21 protein-coding genes and 3 tRNA genes are annotated in these 25,951 nt (G+C 47.5%); 11 read left to right on the top strand and 13 right to left on the bottom strand.

Annotation, left to right across the window (positions count from 1 at the left end):
* Positions 1 to 4: 4 nt before the first annotated feature.
* From KQY15_RS04005 to kdsA, 3 genes are read left to right on the top strand one after another with little or no spacing between them, the layout of a single operon-like run.
* Positions 5 to 1,576, top strand: coding sequence for a DUF3369 domain-containing protein (locus tag KQY15_RS04005; RefSeq protein WP_217667405.1), 1,572 nt, complete (start codon positions 5 to 7; stop codon positions 1,574 to 1,576).
* A gap of 34 nt (positions 1,577 to 1,610) precedes the next feature.
* The gene (locus tag KQY15_RS04000; RefSeq protein WP_217667403.1) at positions 1,611 to 1,988 is read left to right on the top strand and encodes a SirB2 family protein; all 378 of its coding nucleotides are present in this window, start codon (positions 1,611 to 1,613) and stop codon (positions 1,986 to 1,988) included.
* Positions 1,989 to 2,011: 23 nt separating this feature from the next.
* Positions 2,012 to 2,860 carry a 3-deoxy-8-phosphooctulonate synthase gene (gene kdsA, locus KQY15_RS03995; protein ID WP_217667401.1) on the top strand — a complete coding sequence of 283 codons (849 nt, stop codon included), beginning with the start codon at positions 2,012 to 2,014 and terminating at the stop codon, positions 2,858 to 2,860.
* A 75-nt stretch (positions 2,861 to 2,935) separates the two neighbouring features.
* On the opposite strand, the gene KQY15_RS03990 is transcribed toward kdsA, so the two are convergent.
* Positions 2,936 to 5,710 carry a hybrid sensor histidine kinase/response regulator gene (locus KQY15_RS03990; RefSeq protein ID WP_254795400.1) on the bottom strand — a complete coding sequence of 925 codons (2,775 nt, stop codon included), beginning with the start codon at positions 5,708 to 5,710 and terminating at the stop codon, positions 2,936 to 2,938.
* Positions 5,711 to 5,910: 200 nt separating this feature from the next.
* Between KQY15_RS03990 and KQY15_RS03985 the strand changes: the two genes are divergently transcribed.
* The 3 genes from KQY15_RS03985 to KQY15_RS03975 all read left to right on the top strand — a co-directional run bounded on the left by KQY15_RS03985 (position 5,911) and on the right by KQY15_RS03975 (position 6,262).
* Positions 5,911 to 5,986 (top strand) — tRNA-Phe (locus tag KQY15_RS03985).
* 62 nt (positions 5,987 to 6,048) lie between these two features.
* Positions 6,049 to 6,124, top strand: a tRNA-Phe gene (locus KQY15_RS03980).
* A 62-nt stretch (positions 6,125 to 6,186) separates the two neighbouring features.
* A tRNA-Phe gene (locus KQY15_RS03975) sits at positions 6,187 to 6,262 on the top strand.
* A gap of 19 nt (positions 6,263 to 6,281) precedes the next feature.
* Here the strand turns inward: KQY15_RS03975 and KQY15_RS03970 are convergent.
* Positions 6,282 to 6,482 (bottom strand): hypothetical protein, encoded by a 201-nt coding sequence (locus KQY15_RS03970; protein ID WP_217667397.1) that lies wholly within the window; start codon positions 6,480 to 6,482, stop codon positions 6,282 to 6,284.
* Between KQY15_RS03970 and KQY15_RS03965 the strand changes: the two genes are divergently transcribed.
* The 5 genes from KQY15_RS03965 (at position 6,481) to KQY15_RS03945 (ending at position 11,871) form a co-directional block, all read left to right on the top strand.
* On the top strand, positions 6,481 to 8,643 hold the full coding sequence (locus tag KQY15_RS03965) for a prolyl oligopeptidase family serine peptidase (protein ID WP_217667395.1): 2,163 nt from the start codon (positions 6,481 to 6,483) through the stop codon (positions 8,641 to 8,643). The genes KQY15_RS03970 and KQY15_RS03965 overlap by 2 nt on opposite strands.
* A 235-nt stretch (positions 8,644 to 8,878) precedes the next feature.
* Positions 8,879 to 10,087, top strand: coding sequence for a phosphopentomutase (locus KQY15_RS03960; protein WP_217667393.1), 1,209 nt, complete (start codon positions 8,879 to 8,881; stop codon positions 10,085 to 10,087).
* Between the two features lie 9 nt (positions 10,088 to 10,096).
* Entirely contained in the window at positions 10,097 to 10,798 is a 702-nt protein-coding gene (gene deoD / locus KQY15_RS03955; RefSeq protein WP_217667391.1) for a purine-nucleoside phosphorylase, read from the top strand.
* Positions 10,799 to 10,826: 28 nt separating this feature from the next.
* Positions 10,827 to 11,297: a xanthine phosphoribosyltransferase gene (gpt, locus tag KQY15_RS03950; RefSeq protein ID WP_217667389.1), complete on the top strand. Its 471-nt coding sequence runs from the start codon at positions 10,827 to 10,829 to the stop codon at positions 11,295 to 11,297.
* Between the two features lie 4 nt (positions 11,298 to 11,301).
* Positions 11,302 to 11,871, top strand: coding sequence for a nucleoside deaminase (locus KQY15_RS03945; protein ID WP_217667387.1), 570 nt, complete (start codon positions 11,302 to 11,304; stop codon positions 11,869 to 11,871).
* A gap of 20 nt (positions 11,872 to 11,891) precedes the next feature.
* Here KQY15_RS03945 and KQY15_RS03940 read toward each other — a convergent pair whose 3' ends face one another.
* The 11 genes from KQY15_RS03940 to queF all read right to left on the bottom strand — a co-directional run bounded on the left by KQY15_RS03940 (position 11,892) and on the right by queF (position 25,940).
* Positions 11,892 to 12,815, bottom strand: coding sequence for a tetratricopeptide repeat protein (locus KQY15_RS03940; RefSeq protein WP_217667385.1), 924 nt, complete (start codon positions 12,813 to 12,815; stop codon positions 11,892 to 11,894).
* A 227-nt stretch (positions 12,816 to 13,042) separates the two neighbouring features.
* Positions 13,043 to 13,591, bottom strand: coding sequence for a PEP-CTERM sorting domain-containing protein (locus tag KQY15_RS03935; RefSeq protein WP_217667383.1), 549 nt, complete (start codon positions 13,589 to 13,591; stop codon positions 13,043 to 13,045).
* A gap of 61 nt (positions 13,592 to 13,652) precedes the next feature.
* Positions 13,653 to 16,871, bottom strand: coding sequence for a S8 family serine peptidase (locus KQY15_RS03930; RefSeq protein WP_217667381.1), 3,219 nt, complete (start codon positions 16,869 to 16,871; stop codon positions 13,653 to 13,655).
* Positions 16,872 to 17,377: 506 nt separating this feature from the next.
* Positions 17,378 to 17,596 (bottom strand): VF530 family protein, encoded by a 219-nt coding sequence (locus tag KQY15_RS03925; protein WP_217667379.1) that lies wholly within the window; start codon positions 17,594 to 17,596, stop codon positions 17,378 to 17,380.
* 70 nt (positions 17,597 to 17,666) lie between these two features.
* Positions 17,667 to 18,674, bottom strand: a complete 1,008-nt coding sequence (locus KQY15_RS03920; protein WP_217667377.1) for an isocitrate dehydrogenase — start codon at positions 18,672 to 18,674, stop codon at positions 17,667 to 17,669.
* Positions 18,675 to 18,832: 158 nt separating this feature from the next.
* A complete protein-coding gene (locus tag KQY15_RS03915; protein ID WP_217667375.1) occupies positions 18,833 to 20,521 on the bottom strand; it encodes a hypothetical protein in 1,689 nt (562 codons plus the stop codon).
* Positions 20,508 to 20,906 carry a DUF3192 domain-containing protein gene (locus KQY15_RS03910; RefSeq protein WP_217667373.1) on the bottom strand — a complete coding sequence of 133 codons (399 nt, stop codon included), beginning with the start codon at positions 20,904 to 20,906 and terminating at the stop codon, positions 20,508 to 20,510. Before KQY15_RS03910 ends, KQY15_RS03915 begins: the two co-directional genes overlap by 14 nt.
* Positions 20,906 to 21,721 (bottom strand): flap endonuclease Xni, encoded by an 816-nt coding sequence (xni, locus tag KQY15_RS03905; RefSeq protein WP_217667371.1) that lies wholly within the window; start codon positions 21,719 to 21,721, stop codon positions 20,906 to 20,908. Before xni ends, KQY15_RS03910 begins: the two co-directional genes overlap by 1 nt.
* Before the next feature lie 2 nt (positions 21,722 to 21,723).
* A complete protein-coding gene (gene ppnN, locus KQY15_RS03900; RefSeq protein WP_217667369.1) occupies positions 21,724 to 23,082 on the bottom strand; it encodes a nucleotide 5'-monophosphate nucleosidase PpnN in 1,359 nt (452 codons plus the stop codon).
* Between the two features lie 36 nt (positions 23,083 to 23,118).
* Positions 23,119 to 24,672, bottom strand: coding sequence for a diguanylate cyclase (locus KQY15_RS03895; protein ID WP_308160225.1), 1,554 nt, complete (start codon positions 24,670 to 24,672; stop codon positions 23,119 to 23,121).
* Positions 24,673 to 25,094: 422 nt separating this feature from the next.
* Positions 25,095 to 25,940 carry an NADPH-dependent 7-cyano-7-deazaguanine reductase QueF gene (gene queF / locus KQY15_RS03890; protein WP_217667366.1) on the bottom strand — a complete coding sequence of 282 codons (846 nt, stop codon included), beginning with the start codon at positions 25,938 to 25,940 and terminating at the stop codon, positions 25,095 to 25,097.
* Between the last annotated feature and the right edge of the window lie 11 nt (positions 25,941 to 25,951).

The raw sequence follows: 25,951 nt of genomic DNA, 5'->3' as shown, positions 1-25,951 counted from the left end.
CCTTATGAATGACACTTTTCTGTTTGCTGAGGAGTCTGAACCGACAGAAATGGTTAATCACGGCCATTGGAAAGTGTTGATCGTTGATGATGAACCGGAAGTCCATACCGTAACCAAGCTGGCGCTGAGTGATTTCAGCTTTAACAATAAAAGTCTGCAGTTTATCAGTGCTTATTCCGGTGCCGAAGCCCGGGAGCTCATAGCCGCTAACCCTGATACGGCAATCATTCTGCTAGACGTAGTTATGGAAACAGATGATGCCGGCTTACTGGTAGCCCGTCATGTGCGGGAAGAGCTGAAAAACGATCACGTGCGGATTATTCTGCGCACCGGTCAGCCAGGTCAGGCGCCGGAGCGTCAGGTTATTGTTAATTACGATATTAACGATTACAAATCAAAAACTGAACTGACTGCCCAAAAACTGTTTACCGTTATTATGTCCAGTCTGCGCTCATACCGGGATATTTTATCGCTGGAACAAAGCCGTGAAGGCCTGGAAAAAATTATTAATGCGTCGATAGACTTATTTTCGTCGCACTCGATGGAACAATTTATCGATGGCGTGCTGCAGCAACTGACCTCAATACTGGGTTGTCATGAAAATGCTTTACTGGCCAGTTCATCACTGGTCGCTGGCAATGTGCGCTCTGATGCTGATCCGCACGATTTAGTGGTGTTTGCCGGCCAGGGCCAGTTTGCCAAAAAAGAAGGTAAACCGGTGCAGGAGGTGCTTAATACTGATTTATTACAGGCATTTGAAAGTGCCCTTGATAGTCGGAGCATTGTCTATCGTGATAATTATCTGGTTGCTTACTGTTGCAGTAAATTTACCCATGGTTCACTGCTTTACATTTCAGGTTTACCGGGCCAGATCACTGACAATCAGAAAAAGCTGATTGAACTGTTCGCCCAAAATGTACAAATAGCCTACGAAAACGTGCAGTTGCAGCATGAAATAGAGGACACGCAGCGGGAAATTGTTTACCGGCTCAGCGAAGCCGTCGAGCATCGTTCTGTAGAAACCGGTAACCATGTCAGACGAGTCGCATTTATTTGCTATGACCTGGCCAAAGCTTATGGTCTGAATGAAGAGGAAGCAGAACGATTGATGTACGCCTCACCGTTGCATGATGTCGGAAAAGTGGGTATTCCGGATGGTATTTTAAATAAGCCAGCCCGGCTTAACGGTGGCGAATGGGAGGTAATGAAAACCCATACCAGTATTGGTTATGATATTTTGAAAGACTCAAAACGTGTTATTATTCAGGCCGGTGCCATTATAGCGCAGGATCATCACGAAAAGTGGGATGGCAGCGGTTATCCGGCCGGAAAGAAGGGTGAAGAAATTCACATTTATGGCCGGATAGCGGCGCTGGCAGATGTATACGATGCACTGCGTCACCGTCGCTGTTATAAACAGGCCTGGAGTGTGGAGGATGTTGTGGCTCAGATCGTTTCCGAGTCTGGTAAGCAGTTTGAGCCCAAACTGGTAGAACTGTTTGTACAGCGGGTAGAAAAGCTGGAAGCCATTTTACAGAAATATCCTGATATTGAAGATGATTCAGCCGCATATTAGTGCGCGATAAAATAATGAATAAGGATCCTGTTGTATGTATATGGCCTTTAAACATCTGCATCTGCTGATGGTGGTTTTAAGTGTGAGTTTGTTATTTATCCGGTTTGGCATGATGCTTAAAAGCTCAGCATTACTTAACAACAAGCTTATCAGAATTGCTCCTCATGTAGTTGATACCCTGTTAATTCTATCGGCCGTTGCGCTGATGCTGATCATTAATCAATATCCCTTTACTAATAGCTGGCTGACCGAAAAATTTATCGCCTTGCTGGCCTACATAGCCCTGGCGGTAATGGCATTAAAGGGCCGTACTCTCGCTATCCGCTGGTTATGCTTTTTAGGTGCACTGGGCTGGCTTGGGTTAATGGTTCGGGTGGCGCTTAACAAACAACCGGTTTTTTTACCGCTTTAATATAACGAAATTGCTGGAATACTATGAATCAGAAAACCGTCAGGGTCGGTAACCTTGCCGTAAATAATCAGAACCAATTCGTGTTGTTTGGCGGCATGAATGTGCTTGAGTCCCGCGACATGGCAATGCGGATTGCCGAACATTACGTTACTGTGTGCGGCAAACTTAATATACCTTATGTATTTAAAGCGTCTTTTGATAAAGCTAACCGCTCGTCAGTGCATTCGTACCGTGGGCCCGGTATAGACGAAGGTTTAAAAATCTTTGCTGAAATTAAAAGTACTTTTAACGTACCGCTTATTACTGATGTGCATGAACCCTGGCAGGCTGCACCCGTGGCAGAAGTGGTTGATGTTATTCAGTTGCCGGCATTCCTGGCCCGTCAGACGGATTTAGTGGTGGCCATGGCTAAAACCGGTGCGGTAATTAACGTTAAGAAACCGCAGTTTCTGGCGCCGCATGAAATGCGTCATATTATTACCAAGTTTAGCGAAGCAGGTAACGACAACGTTATTCTGTGCGAGCGGGGCAGCTGTTTTGGCTATAACAATCTGGTTGTTGATATGCTGGGTATGGATGAAATGAAGCAGTATGGCCCGGTTATTTTCGACGCCACCCATGCTCTGCAGAAACCCGGCGGCCGGGCTGACTCTGCCGATGGCCGACGGGCGCAGGCCGCGCAACTTGCCCGCTCAGGTATGGCGTTAGGATTGGCTGGTTTATTTATTGAGGCGCATCCTGATCCTGATAAAGCTTTATGTGACGGCCCTTGTGCTTTGCCTCTGGCCAGGCTGGAAGCTTATCTGAACCAGATGCAACAGCTTGACCAATTAATAAAAAGTCTGCCCCCGCTGGATACATCTGCCAGCTAGTATTCCGGCGGTGTCTGAACAATAAAAAACCGGTAAGTGTTACCGGTTTTTTATTGTTCACAGATTTTGTATTGGTTAGTAACGCTGGCGTACGTAGTTAACAATGTCCTGATATTTATCTGTCATCAACCGGACATACTCATTGATCACCGACCAGTCACTCTGTTCTGCTGCCTGCTCAAGCTTCAGCGCCTCTGCCGACAGGCTGAGTGCGCCAATACTTTTAGCCACCGACTTAAACTGATGAGTAACGGCTCGCACACCGCTGCGGTTTTGTGCCTGAGCCTCAGTGGTTAGCTGGGTCAGCAACTCTTTACCATGCTTAACAAAGTAGTTCAGATATTCTTCATGTTTAGCCGGATCGTTACCCAGAAAATTAGCAATAGTGGTAAAGCATATCGGTGAGGGTTGTTGTGCCGGCTCTGGATTATTACCTGTTGTGCTGCCACTGCCGGTAACAGACTTTTGTACCTTGGCCGGCAGCCAGCGTTTTAGCATCGTTTCCAGGGTAACCAGTTCCAACGGTTTGGTAATATAACCATCCATGCCAATGCTGATACATTTTTGCTCTTCCCCTTTTAATGCATTGGCTGTAACAGCGACAATCCTGCTGAAATTACTGTCATCCTGGCGATGCAGGCTTTCTTTGCGAATAGCGATGGCTAAATCATAGCCGCTCATATTAGGCATGTGTAAGTCAGTCAGTACCAGCGGGTAGTGATACCGACGCCACATGTCCAGCGCAATTGCGCCGTCGTCGGCAACTTCCACCGCATAGCCCAAAGCATTCAGCTGATCAACAATGACCCGCTGATTCATTATATTATCTTCAGCCAGCAGAATAAGCTGGTGGTTGCGCCGCGCAGTTTCGATATCCGGTGCACCTTTGCTCAGGTTCAGATTAGAAGTTTGCTGCGGTTTCGGTTTATCTTTACGTTTTGCCGCCACCAGAATGGCATCATACAAGTGGCTGCGGCATATCGGGGAGCTGTGCAGGTAGTAAGTGCGCTCGTCACTGTGCTCAGATAATTCAACCTGATTGGTAATTACAATAAATTTAACCCGTTCTAACGCTGGTACTTGTTGTAAGCGGCTGATATGTTCCGCTGAAATTTGCTCATAAGTAGCGTCAAGCACCCATACTGCTGCCTGTTTTGGCGGTAATGGTTTTTGTCGTTCTGCCCGCTTAAACAGGGCCTCTGTGCTGTTTACTACCTCAACTTCAGCATGGGTGTGGTTAAAGTAGCTGGTTAAATGTTCCTGATTGTCACTGTCCTGAGTAAATAGGCAAATATGCACATCCCGCAGCAACTCGGTACTGACATAGTCGATTTCATCAGAGCGCCGCATTGGGATCCTGACCGTAAACTCGGTGCCTTTGCCAACTTCACTTTGTACATCAATATCGCCATACATCAGAGAGGTCAGGCGCTGACAAATCGACAGGCCCAGACCCGTGCCACCAAATTTTCGGGTAATCGAGCCCTCGGCCTGATTAAACGGATGAAACACATAGTTGATTTGACGTTGGGTCATACCGCGGCCATTATCGACAACGCTAAACCGGATTTGACTGAACTCCATGTTCTCTTCCAGCAGGTCGGCACGAATTATCACAACCCCGGTTTTCTGCGGGGTGGTTTCGGTGAATTTAATCGCGTTGCCAGCCAGGTTATATAATATTTGCCGCAACCGCACCGGGTCGCCAAATAAACCGTCGGGGATCTTAGGGTCAATATACAGCTTTAAATCGATTTGGCGCTGATAGGCAACCGATACCAAAATGCGGCCAACAGCTTCGATAATATCAACCAGAGAAACCGGAATATTCTCCAGTTCAAGTTTTCCCGCTTCGATTTTTGAGAAATCCAGAATATCATCCAGAATCCGCAGCAATGAAAATGACGACTCACGAATAGTGTCGGTCATCCTGAATTGTGAGGTCGATAACTGGGTTTTACGAAGTAAATCGATAGTGCCAATAATGCCGTTCATCGGAGTGCGGATTTCATGGCTCATGGTTGCCAGAAAGGTTGATTTAGCCTCATTGGCCCGCTCAGCGGTAAGCTTTGCTGTCTCCAGGGCGTCAGTACGCTCTTTAATCCGTGCATCTACTTCCTGCTTAAGCTGGGCAATGTCGGTTTCTGAGCTTTTTAGTGCCTGCTGGCCTTGCTCGATACGACGAAACAACTGATTGATATAGCTGCCCAGTACCCCGAAATTATCATGCGCGTGGCTCTCAACACTGCCATCAAACTGGTTTTTATCCAGCGCTGTTTTGGTATTAGCAACTAATGGTGTTAACTTGCGGCCAAAATAAACTGAGATGGTATAGGCAAAGCTTAAACTCAGTAAAACTCCGGCTACCAGACTACAAATAAATGCCAACAGCAATGGTAACTGACTGGTGGGGGGAAGAAAATGCACATTAACCAGCAGGCTGGCTGCCTCGTTATTGACAATTCTGCTGACAATTAAATAATCCCCTTGCTGTATTTCTTTGTTGGCCAGTTCAGGCTGGGGTACAAAATTAGCCAGATTAACGGTATTGGCAATCAGCTCCAGCTGCTGGTTTGTCTGACGGTATAAATAAATTGCCCGGTTGCTATCGGCATTTCGGGCCTGTAGCAGCAATTGCTCTGCTGCCTGAGTATTGTCATTGCGCAAAGGAATGCTCAGTGCGCTGGCCAGCACTGTAGTTTCGGCTGCTAAACGGGCAAGTTGATGTTCTTCCCGGTTTTGCTCGGGCAAGGTTAACAAGATAAACAAAGCGGCCTGTAGCAGTAAAACCAGCAGGGCCATAAGTGCCAGCCGGCGAAACATCGGTTTGGTATAGGAGGTTTTTTCCATCAGCTGTCCATTTAAATGCATTGTACGGCGTACCAGATAACTGAATATAGTGTAACAAGTTTTTAGGCGCTGGCGCAGTGTTAATTTTAACAGTTGGCGAACAAAGCAGCTGTGGTTGGTTAATCGCTGTTCGCTTACACTGCTTTTATAAAATATCTGTTGACTTAGCTTGGCAAAATCCGTTTAATACGACCCGCATTGCCCAGATAGCTCAGTCGGTAGAGCAGCGGATTGAAAATCCGCGTGTCGGTGGTTCGATTCCGCCTCTGGGCACCATTTTTTGGTGTCTTGTTCAGTTACTGCCACTGGCAGCCTACTTTAACCAGCACGACGTTTTTGCCCAGATAGCTCAGTCGGTAGAGCAGCGGATTGAAAATCCGCGTGTCGGTGGTTCGATTCCGCCTCTGGGCACCATTTTTTGGTGTCTTGTTCAGTTACTGCCACTGGCAGCCTACTTTAACCAGCACGACGTTTTTGCCCAGATAGCTCAGTCGGTAGAGCAGCGGATTGAAAATCCGCGTGTCGGTGGTTCGATTCCGCCTCTGGGCACCATTAAAGTGAAAACGCCAGCTTAATGCTGGCGTTTTGCTTTTTCAGCCTGTGGCATCTCTGCTGTGATATCTTCGATTACGCTGCCGTAAATTCGCTTTGAGTCTACATAAATTCCAGCCAGGTGAAATAGGCAAAAGCAACCTTCTTTGTTAAGCTCAAACGCGTTTTTTAAAATATGCCCAACAACAATTACAAAAACATCAACATCGGAGTTTTTCATGAAACATGCTATTACCCTGTTAGCTGCTGCCATGCTAAGTGCGTGCGGCGGGGCTAAACAAGATGTAAATACCAGTCAGGACGTTACCGTGAGTGCAGAGCAACAGCAGCAAGTTACTTACCCTGTTACACGCAAGGGTGATACCGTAGATAACTACTTTGGTACTGACGTGGCAGATCCGTATCGCTGGCTGGAAGACGATCGCAGTAGCGAGACTGAAGCATGGGTTAAAGCGCAGAACGAGGTAACATTTTCGTATCTGGCTCAAATTCCGTTTCGGGATGAAGTGCGGGCGAAATTGGAAAAATCATGGAATTTTGAACGGGTTGGTGCACCGTTTAAAGAAGGAGAGTATCACTATTTCTATAAAAATGACGGTTTGCAAAACCAGTTTGTATTGTACCGGCAGAAAGATGGTGGCGAAGCTGAAGTATTTTTAGACCCAAACACTTTTAGCGAAGACGGTACCACCTCGCTGGCTGATATTGAGTTTTCCAAAGACGGCAGCCTGGCAGCTTATGCTATTTCTGAAGGCGGCAGCGACTGGCGTAAAATTATTATCATTGACGCAAAAACCAAAGAGCAGCTGGAACCCACTCTGGTTGACGTAAAATTCAGTGGTATTTCATGGGTGGGAAATGATGGTTTCTTCTACTCCAGCTATGACAAGCCAGAGGGCAGTGAACTATCGGCCATGACCGATCAGCACAAGCTTTACTATCACAAACTGGGTACAGCTCAGGCCAATGATCAGGTTGTGTTTGGTGGTACAGCTGAACAAAAACACCGTTATGTTGGCGCTTCAGTAACTGAAGATGATAAATACCTGCTGGTGTCGGCAGCTGTATCCACTTCTGGTAATAAACTGTTTTTGAAAGATTTAACCAAAGAAGATAGCAAGTTTGTCACCATTTTAGACCACACTGATTCTGATACCGATTTACTGGATAATGACGGTGACAAGCTGTATCTGGTAACCAACCTCAATGCACCAAACCGCAAAGTAGTAATGACGTCTGCCGCCAAGCCTACCCCTGACAACTGGCAGGAACTGATCCCGGAAACAGACAACGTGCTGCGGATAAGTAAAGGTGCCGGTTACCTGTTTGCCAACTACATGGTGGACGCTATTGCGCAGGTTAAACAATACGACTACAGCGGTAAACTGGTCAGAGAGATTGAATTACCGGGTATCGGCAGTGCCGGCGGATTCAGCGGCAAGAAAGACGCTGAAACCCTGTATTATTCGTTCGCCAATTACACTACGCCGTCCAGCATTTATGCGTTTAAGCCGGACAGTGGCAAATCTGAATTGTATAACAGCCCGAAAATTGATTTTAACCCTGAAAATTACACGTCTGAGCAGGTGTTCTACACCTCAAAAGACGGTACCAAGGTACCAATGATCATCAGCTATAAAAAGGGCCTGAAAAAAGATGGCACTAACCCGACTATTTTGTATGGTTATGGTGGTTTTAATGTCAGCCTGACACCGTCATTCAGTGTCGCTAATGCCGTGTGGATGGAAATGGGTGGCGTCTATGCTGTGGCTAACTTACGTGGCGGCGGCGAGTACGGTAAAGCCTGGCATAACGCCGGCGTACAACAGAAAAAGCAGAATGTGTTCGATGACTTTATTGCTGCGGCAGAATATCTGCAGCAGCAAAACTATACCAGCGCCGGCAAGCTGGCGATTCGTGGTGGCTCAAATGGTGGTTTATTGGTGGGTGCGGCAATGACCCAGCGTCCTGAACTATTTAAAGTGGCGTTACCGGCAGTTGGTGTACTGGATATGCTGCGTTACCATACCTTTACCGCGGGTGCTGGCTGGGCTTACGATTACGGTACTTCTGAGCAGTCAGCCGATATGTTTCAGTATTTAAAAGCTTATTCTCCGGTGCATAACGTTAAAGAGGGGGTGACGTATCCGGCGACGATGGTAACCACCGCGGATCATGATGATCGGGTTGTGCCGGCGCACTCCTTTAAATTTGCTGCAGAATTGCAGGCAAAAGCAACCAAGGTTAATCCGCAGTTAATCCGGATTGACGTCAATGCCGGTCACGGTGCTGGCATGCCGGTGTCGATGGTTATTGATCAGGCAGCTGATATTTTCAGTTTTACCCTGTACAGCATGGGCTATCAGCAATTGCCACAGTGATCTGGTGAGCTGCATGATAAAAACGGCGCTTCGGCGCCGTTTTTGTTTGCGGACAAACGGCAAGAAAGCTTGATAAAAGCCGCGGCAAACGCCAAATAAACAGTTAAACTTGTAAAACAGCGGGTAGCATATTAAAGTGCGTGCCCTTTTTATTTTTTCAGGATCTGGGCGGCACGGATTGACAATATCGCCGTTCAGATTTGGCTGGTGCATTTTTACAGTGGGAGCCCACAGTATGGCAAAGGCAGTAATCCTGGTTCTGGATAGTTTTGGTATTGGCAGCGCGCCTGATGCCGACCGTTTTGGTGACGTTGGTGCCAATACTTTTGGCAGTATCGCCCGTGAGTTTGTTAAGCAGAAAGGCCGTAAGCTGGCATTACCTAACCTGGCGCGTCTTGGCCTGGTTAAGGCGGCTACTGCTGCCGCTAAAAGCGCGCCAGATACAGATGACAGTGCCGAGCCGGTTGGCGCCTACGGTTACGCCCGTGAGCTTAGCAGTGGCAAAGACACGCCAAGTGGCCACTGGGAAATGGCCGGCGTACCGGTGCTGTTTGACTGGGGCTACTTTGAACAGAAAACTGACAGTTTTCCGGCTGAATTAATTGCTGAGCTGTGCCAGCGTACCGGGGTAAGTGGCATTTTAGGTAATTGCCATGCCTCTGGCACCGATATTTTACGTAAGCTGGGCGACGAACACGTAAAAACCGGTAAACCAATCTGTTATACCTCAGCTGACAGTGTATTTCAGGTAGCCGCCCATGAACAACATTTCGGCCTGGAAAAGCTGCTGAGCTTTTGCCGGGTAGCCCGCGAGCTACTCGACAACTACAACATTGGCAGGGTAATCGCCAGGCCTTTTACCGGCGATAGTGCAGATAATTATGCCCGAACCGGTAATCGCCGCGATTACTCGGTGCTGCCGCCGGCCCCCACGGTACTTGATAAGCTGACTGGAGCGGGAGGTAAGGTTATCAGTATTGGTAAAATTGCTGATATTTATGCCCATCAGGGGATCAGTGAAAATATTAAAGCCACCGGACTGGAGGCGTTAATTGATACCACGCTTGAGCAGATGAAAAAGCAGCCAGACCGCAGCCTGGTGTTTACCAATCTGGTTGATTTTGATCAGAATTATGGCCACCGGCGCGACGCAATTGGTTACGGTGAGGCGTTAGAGTACTTTGACAGCCGCCTGCCTGAGCTACTCGCTGCCTGCGATGATGATACCCTGTTGCTGATGACAGCAGATCATGGTTGTGACCCAACCTGGCCGGGCACTGAGCACACCCGGGAATACATCCCGGTGCTGGCGTACCAGCCCGGCCTCGCCAGCACTGATTTGGGCGAGCGGATGACTTTTGCTGACATAGGCCAGACCCTGGCCGACTACTTTAAGCTGGACGCGATGGCGCACGGCGATTCCTTTATTGCTAAATTACATTAAGAGAGAATTATGGCTACTCCACATATTAACGCCGCTGATGATGCGTTTGCGCAAACTGTACTGATGCCGGGAGATCCACTGCGGGCAAAGCATATTGCTGATACTTTTTTAACTGATGCCGTTTGTGTCAATACCGTTCGAAATATGTTTGGTTATACCGGCACTTATCAGGGCAAGCCGGTCAGTGTGCTGGGCTCGGGTATGGGCGTGCCGTCTATGTCATTGTATGCAACAGAGCTTGCTAAATTCTATGGGGTTAAAAATATTATTCGCATTGGCTCCTGCGGTGCTTTACCGCTTGAGGTAAAAGTGCGGGATGTGGTTATTGCTATGGGTGCCAGCACCGACTCTGCGGTTAACCGTAACCGCCTGGCAGGTATGGATTTCGCGGCAATCGCCAATTACGATTTGCTGGAAAAGGCCGTGCATGCCGCCCGCGCTAAGCAAATTAATGTTAAAGTTGGCAATGTTTTTACCTCAGATTTATTTTACAACCCAAGCGAAACCCTGTTCGATACCCTGGAAAAATACGGCGTGCTGGCAGTAGAAATGGAAGCAGCCGGTTTATACGGCGTGGCGGCCGAATATGGGATTAATGCATTGGCTATCTTAACGGTTAGCGATCATATCCGTACCGGTGAGGCGCTGGATGCTGATTTACGCCAGACCAGCTTCAATGAAATGGTTGAAATTGCCCTGTCATTAATTTAGTTATTTATCTGATTAAGCCGGAACTATTATGTCTTTAACCACCAATAAAATGTTTTATGTGTCCTGGGAAGCGTTTCACCGGGCCAGCAAAGAGCTGGCCCAGCAGCTGCTGGGCCGTGATTTCACTGCCATAGTAGCAGTAAGCCGCGGTGGCCTGGTGCCGGCAGCCATTCTGGCGCGCGAGCTGAATATCAGGGTAGTCGACAGTATTTGTGTGGCCAGTTATGACCACGATAAACAGGGCAGTTTACGCATTTTAAAAGATGCCAGCCTGGAAGATAATGCCAAACTGCTAATTGTTGACGATTTAGTCGATACCGGGGAAACCGCCAGGGCTCTGCGCGAGCATTTCCCAAAAGCCTGTTTTGTTACTGTTTATGCCAAGCCACAGGGTAAACCATTGGTAGACCACTATATTACTGATATTGAGCAGGATACCTGGATCCAGCTGCCATGGGATATGGAGCTGGCCTACAGTAAACCTCTGGCGGAGCATTAATCTGATGGTAGCAGGACAACAGGTAACAATAACCTTACCCGACTGGATTAATGAGGTGGTCGACTGGCAGAAAACCTACACCAGTGATAATGAGAAAATGGCGCTTGCAGTTGAGTTATCAAAACAAAATGTGCTGCGCGGTACCGGCGGCCCGTTTGGCAGTGCTATTTTTGATTGTGATAGCGGTAAGCTACTCAGCGTTGGGGTAAACCGGGTAATGCCAATGCATAACCCGGCAGCCCATGGCGAAATGGTGGCGATAATGCTGGCCGGCCAGCAACTGCAAAGTTTCAGCCTGAATGCTGATGGCGTAAAACGTGAATTGTTTACCTCCTGTGAGCCCTGTGCCATGTGCTTAGGTGGCACACTGTGGAGTGGAGTAAAGCGTTTAGTCTGTGCTGCTACTGCAGACGATGCCCGCGCTATAGGCTTTGACGAAGGCCCGGTAGAGGCCAGTAGCTACCAGTATTTAACCGACGCCGGTATTGAAGTTGTGCGCCTGGTGCAGCGAGATGAAGCTAATGCAGTACTGCAGCAATATGTCACTGGCGGCGGTGCAATATACAATGGCTAAAATGAAGCCTTTGAGCATGGTTAAAAACTGTCTGTTGCTGTAACCAGCAGTATGCTGCCAAATTGTTGATAAAGCTGTTTGTGTGATGTCCCCAGTAATTCAGGATCAATCAGCCTGTAGAAAGTAAGTGCATGCACTGGTTGTTGTTGTTGCAGGCAAATCTCTGTCAGTCGGACAAGATGGATGGCATGTTGTACCTGATACTCCGGGCCTGAGGTATAAACCAGTGACTGCTCGTAAAGCTCAAAAGCGGCTGACAATTGCCCCAGCAATTGTTTGGTTCTTGCCAGATTACCCATCGCCACAATAATTTTATTGGTATGTCCCAGGCTAAGTGCGGCCTTTAATGCTTCAGCACGATACTCTGCCGCTTCATCAAGTTTATCGCGCTGGTGGCTGACTAGCGCTTTGTTCGAGTAAAGTTCGAACAAAAAAAGTGCATCTTTACTTTTCTGATATTTCCACTGAACCTGGTGCAGGAGTTGCTCGGCCTGGTCCACCTCGCCCAGCGAGTATTGTAAGTTCGCTAATTCGATTATGCGCAGCGGGTTACCAAAGGCACTATAAACCTCCTGCAGCATCTGGATCGCCTTGCTGGAATAGCGTTTAGCAGCTTCCGACTGGCCGCTGACAAATAGCGCTTTAGCGTAATAAAAATACACCTGCACCTTTAGCATATCTGGTAATGATTGCTGTTGCAGCAACAGTTCCGCCTCTGTTTGCAATGGCTGAAACTGATGTTGATCGAACAGGTAGTCGAGTTGAAAACCCTTCACCCGGTACCAGCCATTACTAAAAGGGGGCAGGGCAGAGAGCTTTTGCTGCAGATAGTTGGCACAGCTTACGGTAGTATCCTGTTGACAAAATTGCTCGTGATCGCTCAGATTCTCAGAGGCGCTAAGGTTAAAAGCCATTAACATCGTAAAAAAAGCAGCACTTCGCATAACAGCACAACTACCGGTAACAATACACACGTATCAGCAATCTACTATGCCGCTGGGGCACGTCTTCGTCAATTAACAACTTGTCGTTATAACCCTTGGTTTCTATCAGGAACAATCGGTGACAGCACACAAGACTGAATGGTAGTAAAGCTTTTGCCATTTTATCGTTGTAACGCCGTGGAATAAAAAAAGCCCGGCAGCGCCAGGCTTTAAGTCAACGAAAAGGCTTAAACTATGCGCCGGCGACGGATCAGTAAAGCACCCATTGCCAGGGTAAACAACGCCAGAGTTGAAGGTGCTGATACCACCTGAGCCGCGCCAAGGCTTAGAGTATCAAACTCAACTAAATTGCCTCCAAGATCATACACTTCCAGGAAACTGAACCCAAATGCATCATAAACCATTTGGTAGCTCCAGGTCAGTGGACCAAAACCAACATCATCGCCGTCGAATTCAAAAAACTCAATGCCGGCATAGATATTGTCGCTATCGATTGCTACTTCAAACAGGAAAATATCAAACACGTCACCCCACGAATAAAGGTCACTCAGGTTAATATTTACCAGGGTAATTTCATCGCCAAATGCGGTATCCAGAATACCAGTGTTTAGCTGATTTTTATTTATCTGAATTTCTATAGAACCAATCTTGCCAAGAGTATCACCGATAATATCTTGCGTTATATTGATGAGCGTAGCATTGGCGGTAAAGGATGTTGCAAAAATAAAGGTTAACGCTAACAATGATTTAGTTATTAATTGTTTGAATGATTTCATTATTTACTTCCTTATTTTAAATAATTACCGGGATAGCCTCGCTATCCCGGCGTTTTCTTGCTTACGGCTGAACCACTTCCAGCGCCGTTGTGCCTTGTACTTCACCATTACCATCTGTAAAGGTAACGGTGCCCATGTATAAACCGGGTGTTAAGCCACGTGTTCTGAGGCTGATGTTTTGCAAGCGATTCTCCACTGCGCGAGGTGACGCTGAAACGACAGTAGACGATTCAGCACCATCCAGGATCCAGATAAGCGAAGTGTAATCAACCGTCGCATTACCCAGTAAATCTACACCCTGGACAAACAACAGATAGAAGCTAAGACCACTGTTCACGGTATTTACCGGGTTAACAATGATCATGTCTTCGTTGGCATCCGGACCTGTTGAGCTCTGCAGAGGTGAGCAACTATTTCCGGTTGGAGTTGGCACGCAGGTGTATAGCACCAAGTCTAAGTTGGTACCCGGTACACTTACCAGAGCATCACGGGTGCTTATTCTTAGTAAAGTTGCACCTTCAGGTACACCAAATGCAGTGTAATAAGTTGGCGAACTTACGTTTATACCAAAGTTAAATGCGCCAGGGTTGCTGGGCGAGGTTTTGTTTACACCAAAGGGTAAAGTTAAACCCTGATGTTCGACGCCAAAGCTACCTGAATACAAGGTTTCAACAAAGAACAACGCGCGGCCGCGGTTTAACTCTAACGACAGTAGTTCAGGTACAATAATCGTTTGCGTCGGTACCTGATTCACGGCAATAGGGCTACGAACCGTTAAACCGTCAGTACGTTCAAGGGTTACATCACCAAACACCCATTCATTAACCGGGAAGCCTGGCACCGAGTTAAAGGTTAAGCTGTAGCTTGCTGTACCGCCTGGTGCTACTTCCAACAGTCCGCTTGGGATAGGGTTGCCGGCAGCATCAAAGGTTGCCACTGAAACAGTTGTACCTTCAGGCGCATTAACCACGACATTGTAAGTACCACCATTACCCGATACGTCGGTTACCGTACGGGAAATGGTTTCAGTGCCCGCAAGTTCGGCAATTGCAATTGAAGGGTAGTTCAACTGACTTGCGTCGGTTGCAAAACCCGCGTCAGCGATTTCGTTACAATCAGCACCAAACCGGGCAGAGGACACTAAGCCTGCTTCGCCTTGCCCACAAAGGAAGCCAAGGTAATCACCTAAGTTAGCACTATAAACTAAGCCAGGATTTAATGACTGCGCCGGAGCCACATGGCCGGCACCGAAATCAAACGGATCAGCAGGCGTGATACCATTTTCTTTGACAAGGTTCTGGCGAGCCGTAGTCATTATCGCTGATTTAATTTGCGCTGGGGTCCAGGTTGGATACTGACCTGCTAACAATGCCGCCATACCGGCAATATGTGGGCTGGACATTGACGTGCCTTGCAGGTACTCGAAGTTCTCTCCTTGCGGATTGCCACCAAATTGTAATTGCTCTGGACTGGAAGCTGCTAAAATCCGCACGCCCGGAGCGGTAATATCAGGCTTAAGGATATCGCCAGTTTGGGTATTTACGCCGCGTGACGAGAAGCTCGCCATGATGTTACCCACTTCAATTGCATCGGTAGCAGCACCGTACTGTGACATTGTCACATTGGTAGTGCCTGCATTTACGCTATCAACAAGCGCTAAGCCATCTGCATTGAATACCATTACCCCCGGAATTCCAATACCCGGATCAGTGCCACCCATCGGAATAGGTGTGCCACTGAGGGTATAGACAACAACCCCAATTGCGCCTGCTGCTTCTGCATTCGCCATTTTGACAGTGAAGTTACATTCACCGCGGGAAATAAGGGCAATTTTGCCTGTTAAGTCATTGCTTAGCGGTCCGCAAGCAAGCACTGGGTCTGCAACACCTAAATCGGCAGTCAAACCACCCTCAGGTAATGCTGTACCTATGACTGCAGGAACTGAAAAGAAAGAAGTCGGTGCTAATACACCACTGTTAACATTGAGCTGTTTACCAATTGCGGCAGATACACCGTCATAAGTGGATGCTGCAACTGTTGCAATCCAGGGGGCAATGTTACTTACCGTCGCTGCTGTCGGGCCGCTGTTACCAGCAGAGGCTGAGAAGAACACACCTGCATTGGCGGCACTAAGAGAAGCATTATAGACCGGACTGTTTATCGCCTGCGAGTTACCTATTGAGTAATTCAACACGTCGACGCCATCTACTACAGCCTGATCTATCGCGGCAAGGCTGTCACCGAAGAAACAACCTCGTTCGTTAACTCCTGCCGGACTGACATAGTTGGCATTCCAGCATACTTTGTATGCAGCAACGCGCGCCCGCGGCGCAATACCGGAAACTGAACCTACTTCGGTGCCGCTTAAAACAGCGGTTACACCAGCATTACCTGCTGCTGTTGATGCTGTATGACTACCGTGGCCATCGGCGTCTCTGGCAGAAGCAAACTCGCCTAAACCAAATTGCATTTCGTACACGCTTGAGAAAGTGCTACCGAAATAACGCGCACCAATCAGCTTATTATTACATGTAAACTCGTCCTCAGGTGCAGTGGAGTCGTCATAGATAACTACACCATCACGAACAAAAGAGCCAACGCTACCCACGTTACATTTGTCTTCCCATCCCGCGGGAGCCGGCCCATAAGTATTGGCTGCGCTGGTTGCCGCGTCACTGAATGAGGGGTTTTCAGGCCAGATACCGGAATCCAGAATACCAACAATAACGTCTTCACCTAAAATGCCGCTATCGTGCAAGCCATCGCCGGCATCACTGACTAACCCCAAAAACTTTGGGGTATTAGCGGTTTGCAGAAAATGTACTTCGTCTGGATAAACTGCTGCAACATCGGGGTGACTGCTGATGGCTTTTAATTGGGCTGGTGTTAAGCGGGCAGAGAAGCCGTTAAATGTATGAGCGTAATTGTGCAGCACTTCTGGAGCGCCTACTTCCGCTGCAACTGAAGCCTGCTTAGCTTTTACAGCAGCAACATAGGCCTTAATTTTCGGCGAGTTGGCATTGTAATTATTGCCTATAGTGGCAACCAACTGGTTGCTGGGAATAAGCTCACCCAGTTGGGTGGCCATGTTAATTGCCGTTGGGCCTTTCAACTCAACGATATACATGCCAGACACTGCCGGAACAACCGGGACGGTTTCTGCTGCGCTGAGTTGACTGGAATCTACCTGGATAATATGTGGCGATGCGTTCGCATTTGCGTAGGTACTCGCCAGGGCCGCTGATAATGCAACACCTAACAGGTATTTTTTTGTTTTCATTTGCTTCTCCCATTTACATCATTACGATCTTTAGGTTACGCAGACAAATTATCTTTCAATCCCAACTGTACAACACAGCTCAGTTAGCAATCAGAAGCAGCAAGTTCTGCATAGCTAAAAGTTTTGATGGTTGTTAATAATTGTTTAATTTTATTGTTTTACACTTCATTTAGTTTGGGGGGGTGCTGGCGGGAAATGACGCAATATTTGCGCCAACTAATTAAGTGATTGTTTTTCAGAATTTGTTTAAATTTTAACCATGGAAAAAGTTTAAACATGTAAAAATGTTTGACAGTTTATCTGGCGGGTAACAGGCAAGACACCGATATTAAAACTGCAAATATGCGATAGTTAAAACAGGATAATTTTGTGAAAATGAAACATTGTGAATTACAGGTAATAAATATGAATTTTATATGTATTAAATTGGCGCGTTAGCGAAGTAAACTGCTAAGTTAGCCTGTCATATTGTTGAAAGTTACTTATAAAATTTTTGCTGAAACTTATTATGAAAAGTTGGTGGCAATAAACAATGCTTCGGTCTTTTCACGGGCCCAGGGGGTGCGGCGTAAAAACTTCAGGCTGCTTTTTACTGATGGGTCGGTTTTAAAGCAGTTGATATCTATACGTTTCGCCAGTTCAGGCCAGCCGTAATGGTCAACCAGAGCGGTGACAATTTGCTCCAGCTTAATGCCGTGTAACGGGTTATTTTGTTGCTGGCTCATATTTGCTCCTGTGCGACAATAGTTAAAAAAAATAGCCACCAAAAGGTGGCTATTTTTTGTGGTATGACGATTATAACCTTTCTAACATTGCAGCGGTAAAATCAGTAGTACCAAAGCTGCCGCCTAAGTCGCGGGTCGTGCGATCACCACTGGCAATCACATCAGCCAGGGCCGAGCGGATTTTCTCTGCTTTGTCCTGCATCTGCAGGTATTCGAGCATCTGAATCGACGCCAGAATAACCGAGCTGGGGTTAGCCAGGTTTTTGCCGGCAATATCCGGAGCACTGCCGTGTACTGCTTCAAAAATAGCGCAGTCTTTACCTATATTAGCACCGGGTGCCATACCTAAGCCGCCTACTAAACCAGCGCACAAGTCTGATAAAATATCACCAAACAAGTTGGTAGTAACGATAACATCGAACTGTTGCGGGTTCATCACCAACTGCATACAGGCGTTATCAACAATCATTTCCTGGGCTTCAATATCCGGGTAACGGGCTGCAACTTCCCTTGCTGTTTTCAAAAATAAGCCCGAAGTTGATTTCAAGATATTGGCTTTGTGAACAATGGTGACTTTTTTACGGTTCTCACGCAGCGCGGTTTCAAAAGCAAATACGGCAATTCGCTCAGCCCCTTCCCGGGTAATGATGCTGCTGGCTTCGGCTATCAGACCATCTTCTGATACCTGCTGCCGGTGGCCAGAGTACATTCCTTCGGTGTTTTCACGGATCGTTATAATATCAATATTTTCATAGCGGGCTTTGGTGCCTTTAAATGAAATGACCGGCCGTACATTGGCATACAGGCTGAATTTTTTTCTAAGCGTTACATTGATTGAGGTAAAGCCTTCACCTACCGGTGTGGTAAGTGGACCCTTTAAAGTGATCTTATTGCGGGCTATGGCATCTAAGGTAGTCTGTGGCAACAGCTCGCCAGTCTGCTCCAGTGCCGTCAGGCCGGCATCAACATACTCGTAGTCAAAATCACAACCGGCTTTGGTCAATACTTCAATGGCAGCCTCAACAATACTCGGGCCTATGCCATCACCTTTAATGACAGTAATGGTTTGCTTACTCATGGGTTCCTCAGGGTGTTAAAGGGGGAATACTGGCAGACGCTTTCCGTCTGGAATCGCGGAAATATAGCATTTTCAGGGTTATTTCGCCAGTTTGGAGGAAACTTACGGTAGAAGCAGGCGTTATTCCCACTATAACCTTGCTGAATGATGTAATTAAACTACATTTCTGGTAATGGATAGTAACATTGACTTGCTGCAATTAACTGCTGTTGCCAGTACGTTACAGGTTGCTTTGGTAATGCAAGCTGACCAGCTGCTGCGGGCAATAATGCAGTAAGCCGCTGCTCGCTGACCTCATCGGCAATAAACACAGCCATAGTGAGTTGCCAGCTAAGACGAAGCAACAATGCTAATGTACCAGGACGCTGGCTGTGCCAGCCCTGGATTGCCAGGGCCCAGTCAGGATGCTGATAGTGTTCCAACAGTTGCCGGGTTAGCTCAGGGTAGCTTGCTGAACGCCAGATATGCTGCTGAATATAGATACCCAGTAACGGTTGCTGCCGGACTTGTCGTGCCAGTGCAGTTTGAAAAAGAGCAGGCTCTTGCCAGATACTGACACTGGCGCAACGAGCGATAACACCAGCCTTACTCAATGCAATTGGCCGGGGCGTGGCAGAACTTAGCAGATGCAGCGCCTGAATCAGGCAGTGTTGTAATTGCTCCAGCCAGCTTTGATGGGGATGCCCCTGCTGCTGACAATACTGATATACCTCGGCCTGAGCTACCCAACTTTGTAAAGCGTCTTGCCCCAGCATTGTAATGGCATGCCGCAGTCGGTTAACGGGCAGTTGTTGCCGGCTGATGCTGGCTGCGTTCCGCTGTAAAAACTGGCTTATCAGCGGTCGCTGTTCCAGCATCTGTACTTGTTTACTGACGCTCAGCCCGGTAAGCCTGGCAAACAATGATTGGTTAACGCAGTTGCTGAGAGAATTGTCTGCAATGGCAGGCAGCAAGGTGTTATCCCGTTCAATGAACCCCAGCCAGTTAAAATCTTTAAAATATTGCGGGCTTAGCAGAGCGAGTTCAGCCAGCGGCATCTGGTGTACCTCGTGGCCAATCGACTTGCTGGCAGGGTCGAACTGTCTGACATAAACCTGAGCTGTCTGCTCAGCTTGCTTAGCCGTATCAATGTTCTCAACCTGGCCAATGATAAACCAGTAGTGCGTTAAGTTGCGGGAGGTTTTGTTCCTGGCAAAACGGCCGGGCAGGGCGTTGGTTTGTGAGAGCTGCAGCAGCAGGCAATACCATTTACTTTTGTCGACGCCAGCCTGGTGGCTAAGGTATTGGTTTAGTAGTTGCGACAGGCCGGGTTGACTGCCGGTTTCCGGTAGCATCTTTTCGGCCAGTTGGCTTACCAGCGCCAGCAGGGGGCCATCGGGGTGGAGTTGCCAGGGCGGTTGCCGTTGACTGTTGCATGCGCCAATAAGCAGTGGTAACTGCGGATGTTGCTGATCGTACTGCTGCAGTGCTTTTGCTGTGCGGACCCAGGCCTGCTGCGAGGTTACACTATCATCAGCAAACACTGCAGTATTCAGCAATGTCTGCAACAACTGCTCAGTGCGTTGGCGTTGCCAGCTATAACATCTGCTCAGAATTAGCGCCAGGGCCAGCATTTTTACTATTCTGGCAAGATAAAGTGGTAGCGGACGCGGGCTTAGATTAAGCTGCGCCATGATACCGGCAGCATTATCATTAGCTAATTCAATAAATAATGAACATAGCTCTGCAGTGCGTTGCAGCAGAGCAGGCATCGCTTCTGATGCCGCAACAGTGGGCTTGGGACGCAGCTGTTTAAGCTGCTGTATACCCAAGTAGAACTGAGGCCATTGTCTGTCAGCTGTTGCCATTGTTCACATATTGCTGATATTGGCTTACCGCAATATCGCCGATGGCGACTAACCGTCGGTTTACGAATAGCAGGGCCGTGCATTCATCTTCGGTGGTAATACCATCGGGTAGTTTGCGTTGTGTGCGGTAGAACATTAACTGATATACCTGGCCATTCAGCTGCACCGCTTCAGTAATATCGGGGCCGCCGAGGCGAGCTGTTACATCGTCCTGAGTATGGTTGTCAGATAGCTTATAACGACCTATGACTTTGGCATTAAAACTATCACGGTGTTGCCAGGTCATTTGCGCCGGGTCATCTTTATAAAACAACAGCACGCTGACGGTAAGCAACGCATATACCGCGAACCCACCAAAAAATAACAATACAGGCTTTATATTCATCACTGTTCCTGTACCTGCTCTGGCAACCTTAATGCCTGCAAATTCAGGCCTAGCTCCAGAGTTGTCTGCAAACTTAAAACCTGCATGTAGCTGACGATAGCATCTTTGTGACTAAGTATTTTGTCGCGAAGTTTTCTGGGGCAATCGGGGTGGGCCAGTGCCTCAGTCAGGGTTTCCCCCAATGCCATCAGCTCTAATGCCGTTTTAGGGCCCACACCGCTGACACCTGCAATGTTGTTGGTGCTGTCACCAGTCAGACTCCAGAGTCGGACCAGTTGCTCTGGTGCTACACCAAATTTTTTTTCTACATCTGCCGGGGTGAGTTGCTGCCGGGCAAAAGGATCGTAAACCCGGATGCCCTGGTTTAGCAGGGGTAGAAAGCCTTTATCAGTAGATACAATAGTTACCTGCTGCTGATGCTGGTTTAACTTACTGGCAATACTGGCGATAACATCATCTGCTTCAAGGGTTGCGTCGGTAAAGCAGCGAAAACCATGCTGCTCAGCAGCCTGCTCCAACGCAGGTAGAGCTTCTGCCAATATTGTCGGCATTGGCTTGCGATTCGCTTTGTATTCTGGACAGCGTTGCTGACGCCACTGACTGTCACGGCCGTCAAATACCAGTAACGCATGGCTTGGTGCTAACTCAAGCCGTAGTCTTTGCAGCGCCTGTACTACCATGTTTCTGGTATTATTTATTATTTGTTGTCGGGTACCGTCCGTCACTTGCTCTGGTAACGGCAGATAGGGCCTTTCCTGCACGGCATACAAGCGTCGGATCAGGTTTAACGCATCAATTAATACCAGGTGCATCATAGCTAGCGAATGATCCTGTAACACGGCACATAAGCCGTACCGGGCAGTTTCATTCTGCCCTGATCAACAAAGGCCTGGAGTAGAGTGTCCATCATTTGCATCAGTACCGGTTCTCCTGATAATTGAAAAGGCCCGTGCTGGCGAATTGCCCGGATCCCTTCGTCTTTTACATTGCCGGCAACAATACCCGAGAATGCGCGTCGTAAATTAGCAGCAAGTTTCGCTTTGTCTTGCTCCAGGTGCAAGTCGAGTGCGGCCATATTCTGGTGATTCGGGATAAAAGGCTGCTGAAACTGAGGGTCAATATCTAAGGTCCAGTTAAAGTGATAGGCGTCGCCAACCGACTTACGGTACTGGCGTACATCAGCACAGCCCTGTTTTAACTTTCGGGCCACGCCAGCCGGGTCGTCAATAATAATGTCAACTAGACGTAGTGCTTCTTCACCCAGAGTGTTTTGAATAAAACTAGCGATTTCATTAAAATAGGCTTCTGACTGGCGGGGCCCGGTCAGAATAATTGGAAGTTGTTGTTCCTCATTGGTTTTTTTAAGCATAATCCCCAGCAGGTAAAGGAGCTCTTCTGCCGTGCCTGCACCACCGGGAAACACAATAATGCCATGAGCTACCCGAACGAAGGCTTCCAGACGTTTTTCAATATCAGGCAGAATTACCAGCTCGTTAACGATAGGGTTGGGGGGCTCAGCGGCAATAATACTCGGTTCAGTTAAGCCCAGATAACGGCCGTTGCGGATCCTTTGCTTATTGTGGCCGATGGTTGCACCTTTCATCGGGCCCTTCATGGCTCCGGGACCACATCCGGTACAAATATCCAGACCGCGCAGGCCAAGCTGATAACCGACTTCTTTGGTATAGTCGTATTCCACTTCATTAATGGAATGGCCACCCCAGCAGACAATCATACTGGGCACTTGGGTGGCATCAACCACTCTGGCGTTACGCAAAATATCAAATACGGTATGGGTTAGCTGTCGGGGCTCCAGCAGTTCACGCGCTTTCGTCTCGGCTGAGCGACGGGTATGGTAAAACAAAATATCTCTGAGCACGGCAAAAAGATGCTCATGAATACCTTTAATAATTACCCCATCGACAAAGGCACTTTCAGGGGGGTTGGTCAGCTCTATTTTAATGCCACGTTCACGAGCAAGTAAATTAACGCTGAAGTCTTTGTATTGTTCGTATATTTCTGCTGAACTGTCGGTGTGGCTGCCGACATTCAGCACTGCCAGGCAGCAATTACGAAACAACGCGAAGGCTTCTGATTCGGTGTTGTTTTTTAAGCGTTCAACTTCAAGCTGAGACAGTAAATCCATGGCACCTAACGGGTTTAAATGCACCTGCATCGGTTACTCCAATACTGATTGTGTGCTGAACCTGGGTCAGGTTTTCAAAATGACCCGATCGCGGCCGGCTTTTTTAGCTTCATACAGTGCTTCGTCTGCCCGATCAAAAACCTGACGGCTGGTATCTTCAGCGGTTAATTGGCTAGCCCCAAAGGAAATGGTGATAGGGACTTTCTGACTTTTAAAGGTAAATACAATACTTTTAATCTTTTCTCGTAGTTTGTTCAGCGGTGCGTCAAGCTCATCCAGCGCTGTTTCAGGAAACAGTAAAACAAACTCTTCACCACCATAACGGGCAATAAAATCAGTTTCACGTAAACCTTGCTGTAAAGCTTTTGCTATAACTTTCAAAGTTTTATCACCTGCACTATGGCCGTAGTTGTCATTAATGCTTTTAAAATTGTCAACATCGGCCAGCGCAATACATAACGGTTTTTTGTAACGTTGCCAGCGTTTAATTTCCAGTGCCAGTCGCTCGTCAAATGCTGCCCGGTTGGGGATTTCTGTTAGTGAGTCCTGTAAACTACGGAAGTTTTGTTCTGCCAGTCTGGTTCTGAACGTCTGAGCTTCGGCTTCCAGCTCTTTTAGTCTTGCTTCCATTCCATTTAATGTTAACAGGATGGCCTGGCGCTCTTCTGTTTCCAGCTTCTCTTTTGACTTGAGCGCATCACTGATACTGCCTAAGCGCTGAGTAACCAGATCTTTTAGCTGTTCCAGTGAGGTAGCGCTTTTAGTGCTTTGGCCCAGCTGGGTAATTTGTCGTTCAATTTGCTGGTTAAGAATATCCAGTTTCTGGTGCAGCTTATCAGCATTTTTTAACGAAAGGCTTACCGCTTGCTGTACTGATGATAAGGCATCATTTAGTTTTAGCAAAAAATGCTCGGCAGACAGGCGTTCTTCATTGATGCTGGCGACAATAACGGTAATGGTTTGCAAGCAGGCGTCGAGTAGCGCCTCTATCGACAGGTTATCAAGCAAGCTTTGTCTGATAAGAGTAATTTGCGGTGCACTTTTTTCAGCAAATGCCAGCTCACTTAATAAATTTGTCAGCTCGACACTGATTTGACGGCAGATATGGCCATAGCGTACATCATCCTGCTCAGCGTTACCTTCAATTTGCTGTTTAGATTGCAACGCACTTTGGTACAGGTTGGTCAGGCTGGTTAAGTGGGGTAGAAAAGCCTGAACAGTGGACGGCGGCTCAGCAACTTTGGTTAACAATAACCGCAGGTCTCGGCGCAACTGATCGGGTAAGCCTTTTTGTTGCTGCAATAACTTGCCAGCCTGGTTCAGCTGCTGCTGTACCTCTTTAATTTCGCGTTGTTGTTTGGCGTCTAGTAATTGCAGGCTTTGGTTTGTATCGGCTATAAAAGGGATCAATTTTTCAAGATCGGTACCTTTTGCTAACTCCGTGCGTAGTTTAGCCAACCGGTTGTCCAGTTCCAGATCTGCGCCTTTACATACCAACGATAGCCGAAGTACAAACTGAGCCAGGATTTTAAACTGACTTTCGTAAGCGTCTTCCAATGTTTTACGCGCTTTGATTGCATTGGCCAGTTGCTGCTTCAGATCATCTTGCAAAGGCTGCACCTTAAACATTTAAATGTTAAAAAAGCTGTTTAGATTTAAGTATATCCGTAAAAAAAGGAAATGCGATCTCTGTTTCAGTATTTTATTGCAGGTATCGGGAATAAAAACAGCGAGCCGCAGCTCGCTGGAGGTAGGGGACTATTATTTTTTTACTGGCTCAACTTATTTATACAAGTAATAAGGTAACCAGGTTGTTTCTTCTTCAGAGGTAAGATATTGCATAATTGGCGGTCCTTCCTGCTACCACTGTGAGTTAGTCCGTCTAACTCACCGCGTTATTAAAGCAGAATTCAGCTGTTAATGAAAGTCACCATGTAATATTTCATGATGACTTTCATTAATCTCTACTGTAATAGCTTATTTACAGCAATAATATGCATTTATTTGCTTTTTATCTGAAAGTGCTGCTGAAAGTTTTCAGGCTACTGTCGGCTAAGCCGTAAATTTGGCAGCTGATAACTGGCACTGGCCCGAACCGGGTTGATATCCAAACCGCCACGACGGGTATACCGGGCATAGACCACTAGAAACTCTGGCTGACAGCGTTGCCAGATATCGAGAAAAATCCGCTCAATGCACTGCTCGTGAAACTCATTGTGGTTTCGGAAGCTGATGAGGTAACGCAGCAAGGCAGCATGATCAATAGCCTGCCCCTTATAATGAATGTAAATGCTGGCCCAGTCTGGTTGTGACGTGATCAGGCAGTTGGACTTCAATAAATGGGAGTGAACTTTCTCTTCAATCAGCGTTGCGCCGTCAACCCGTTGCAGCAGTTCCGGATTATAGTTGTAACTGTCAATACTGATATCCAGGTCATCAATACAATGGCCGGGGATCCAGGTTGGTTGAAATACCATAATTTCATTTACGTTGTGCAGTGTTACCCGCACAGGGCTACCGGCACATGCCGTCAGATCACGTTGCAGGGCCTGATATACCTGACGTAAGTCAGCAAAACGGCTTTGGTTGAAACTATTTAAATACAGTTTGAATGACTTCGACTCAATTAGATTTGCCGAGGTCACCGGCACCACGAAGGTAGCCAGTGCCACCATAGGCTTACCTTTAGCGTTGAGCCAGGACAACTCATAACCGTGCCAGATATCCTCGCCAACAAATGGTAAAGTTTCTGAACTGTTAAGCCCAAGATTATCTCTGCCCAGGGTGCGGGGAACAGGCTGCAGCAGGCTGGGATCATAATGTTCGGCGTAAGCTGTATTTTTGCCAAGGCTTAACCCGGCCATAATTTCTGAGTGGCTTTTTGTCATCTGGCTACTAA

Origin of the sequence: Arsukibacterium indicum (assembly GCF_019100565.1) — a bacterium.
Taxonomy (GTDB): Bacteria; Pseudomonadota; Gammaproteobacteria; order Enterobacterales; family Alteromonadaceae; genus Alishewanella; species Alishewanella indicum.
The sequence above is the reverse complement of the archived record's forward strand: the minus strand, read 5'-3'. Positions and strand labels throughout refer to the sequence as shown.

Coding starts and splice junctions, on each gene's coding strand:
- KQY15_RS04005 (WP_217667405.1), top strand. CDS start 5: ATGAATGACACTTTTCTGTTTGCTGAGGAGTCTGAACCGACAGAAATG.
- KQY15_RS04000 (WP_217667403.1), top strand. CDS start 1,611: ATGTATATGGCCTTTAAACATCTGCATCTGCTGATGGTGGTTTTAAGT.
- kdsA (WP_217667401.1), top strand. CDS start 2,012: ATGAATCAGAAAACCGTCAGGGTCGGTAACCTTGCCGTAAATAATCAG.
- KQY15_RS03990 (WP_254795400.1), bottom strand. CDS start 5,710: ATGGAAAAAACCTCCTATACCAAACCGATGTTTCGCCGGCTGGCACTT.
- KQY15_RS03965 (WP_217667395.1), top strand. CDS start 6,481: ATGAAACATGCTATTACCCTGTTAGCTGCTGCCATGCTAAGTGCGTGC.
- KQY15_RS03970 (WP_217667397.1), bottom strand. CDS start 6,482: ATGAAAAACTCCGATGTTGATGTTTTTGTAATTGTTGTTGGGCATATT.
- KQY15_RS03960 (WP_217667393.1), top strand. CDS start 8,879: ATGGCAAAGGCAGTAATCCTGGTTCTGGATAGTTTTGGTATTGGCAGC.
- deoD (WP_217667391.1), top strand. CDS start 10,097: ATGGCTACTCCACATATTAACGCCGCTGATGATGCGTTTGCGCAAACT.
- gpt (WP_217667389.1), top strand. CDS start 10,827: ATGTCTTTAACCACCAATAAAATGTTTTATGTGTCCTGGGAAGCGTTT.
- KQY15_RS03945 (WP_217667387.1), top strand. CDS start 11,302: ATGGTAGCAGGACAACAGGTAACAATAACCTTACCCGACTGGATTAAT.
- KQY15_RS03940 (WP_217667385.1), bottom strand. CDS start 12,815: ATGCGAAGTGCTGCTTTTTTTACGATGTTAATGGCTTTTAACCTTAGC.
- KQY15_RS03935 (WP_217667383.1), bottom strand. CDS start 13,591: ATGAAATCATTCAAACAATTAATAACTAAATCATTGTTAGCGTTAACC.
- KQY15_RS03930 (WP_217667381.1), bottom strand. CDS start 16,871: ATGAAAACAAAAAAATACCTGTTAGGTGTTGCATTATCAGCGGCCCTG.
- KQY15_RS03925 (WP_217667379.1), bottom strand. CDS start 17,596: ATGAGCCAGCAACAAAATAACCCGTTACACGGCATTAAGCTGGAGCAA.
- KQY15_RS03920 (WP_217667377.1), bottom strand. CDS start 18,674: ATGAGTAAGCAAACCATTACTGTCATTAAAGGTGATGGCATAGGCCCG.
- KQY15_RS03915 (WP_217667375.1), bottom strand. CDS start 20,521: ATGGCAACAGCTGACAGACAATGGCCTCAGTTCTACTTGGGTATACAG.
- KQY15_RS03910 (WP_217667373.1), bottom strand. CDS start 20,906: ATGAATATAAAGCCTGTATTGTTATTTTTTGGTGGGTTCGCGGTATAT.
- xni (WP_217667371.1), bottom strand. CDS start 21,721: ATGATGCACCTGGTATTAATTGATGCGTTAAACCTGATCCGACGCTTG.
- ppnN (WP_217667369.1), bottom strand. CDS start 23,082: ATGCAGGTGCATTTAAACCCGTTAGGTGCCATGGATTTACTGTCTCAG.
- queF (WP_217667366.1), bottom strand. CDS start 25,940: ATGACAAAAAGCCACTCAGAAATTATGGCCGGGTTAAGCCTTGGCAAA.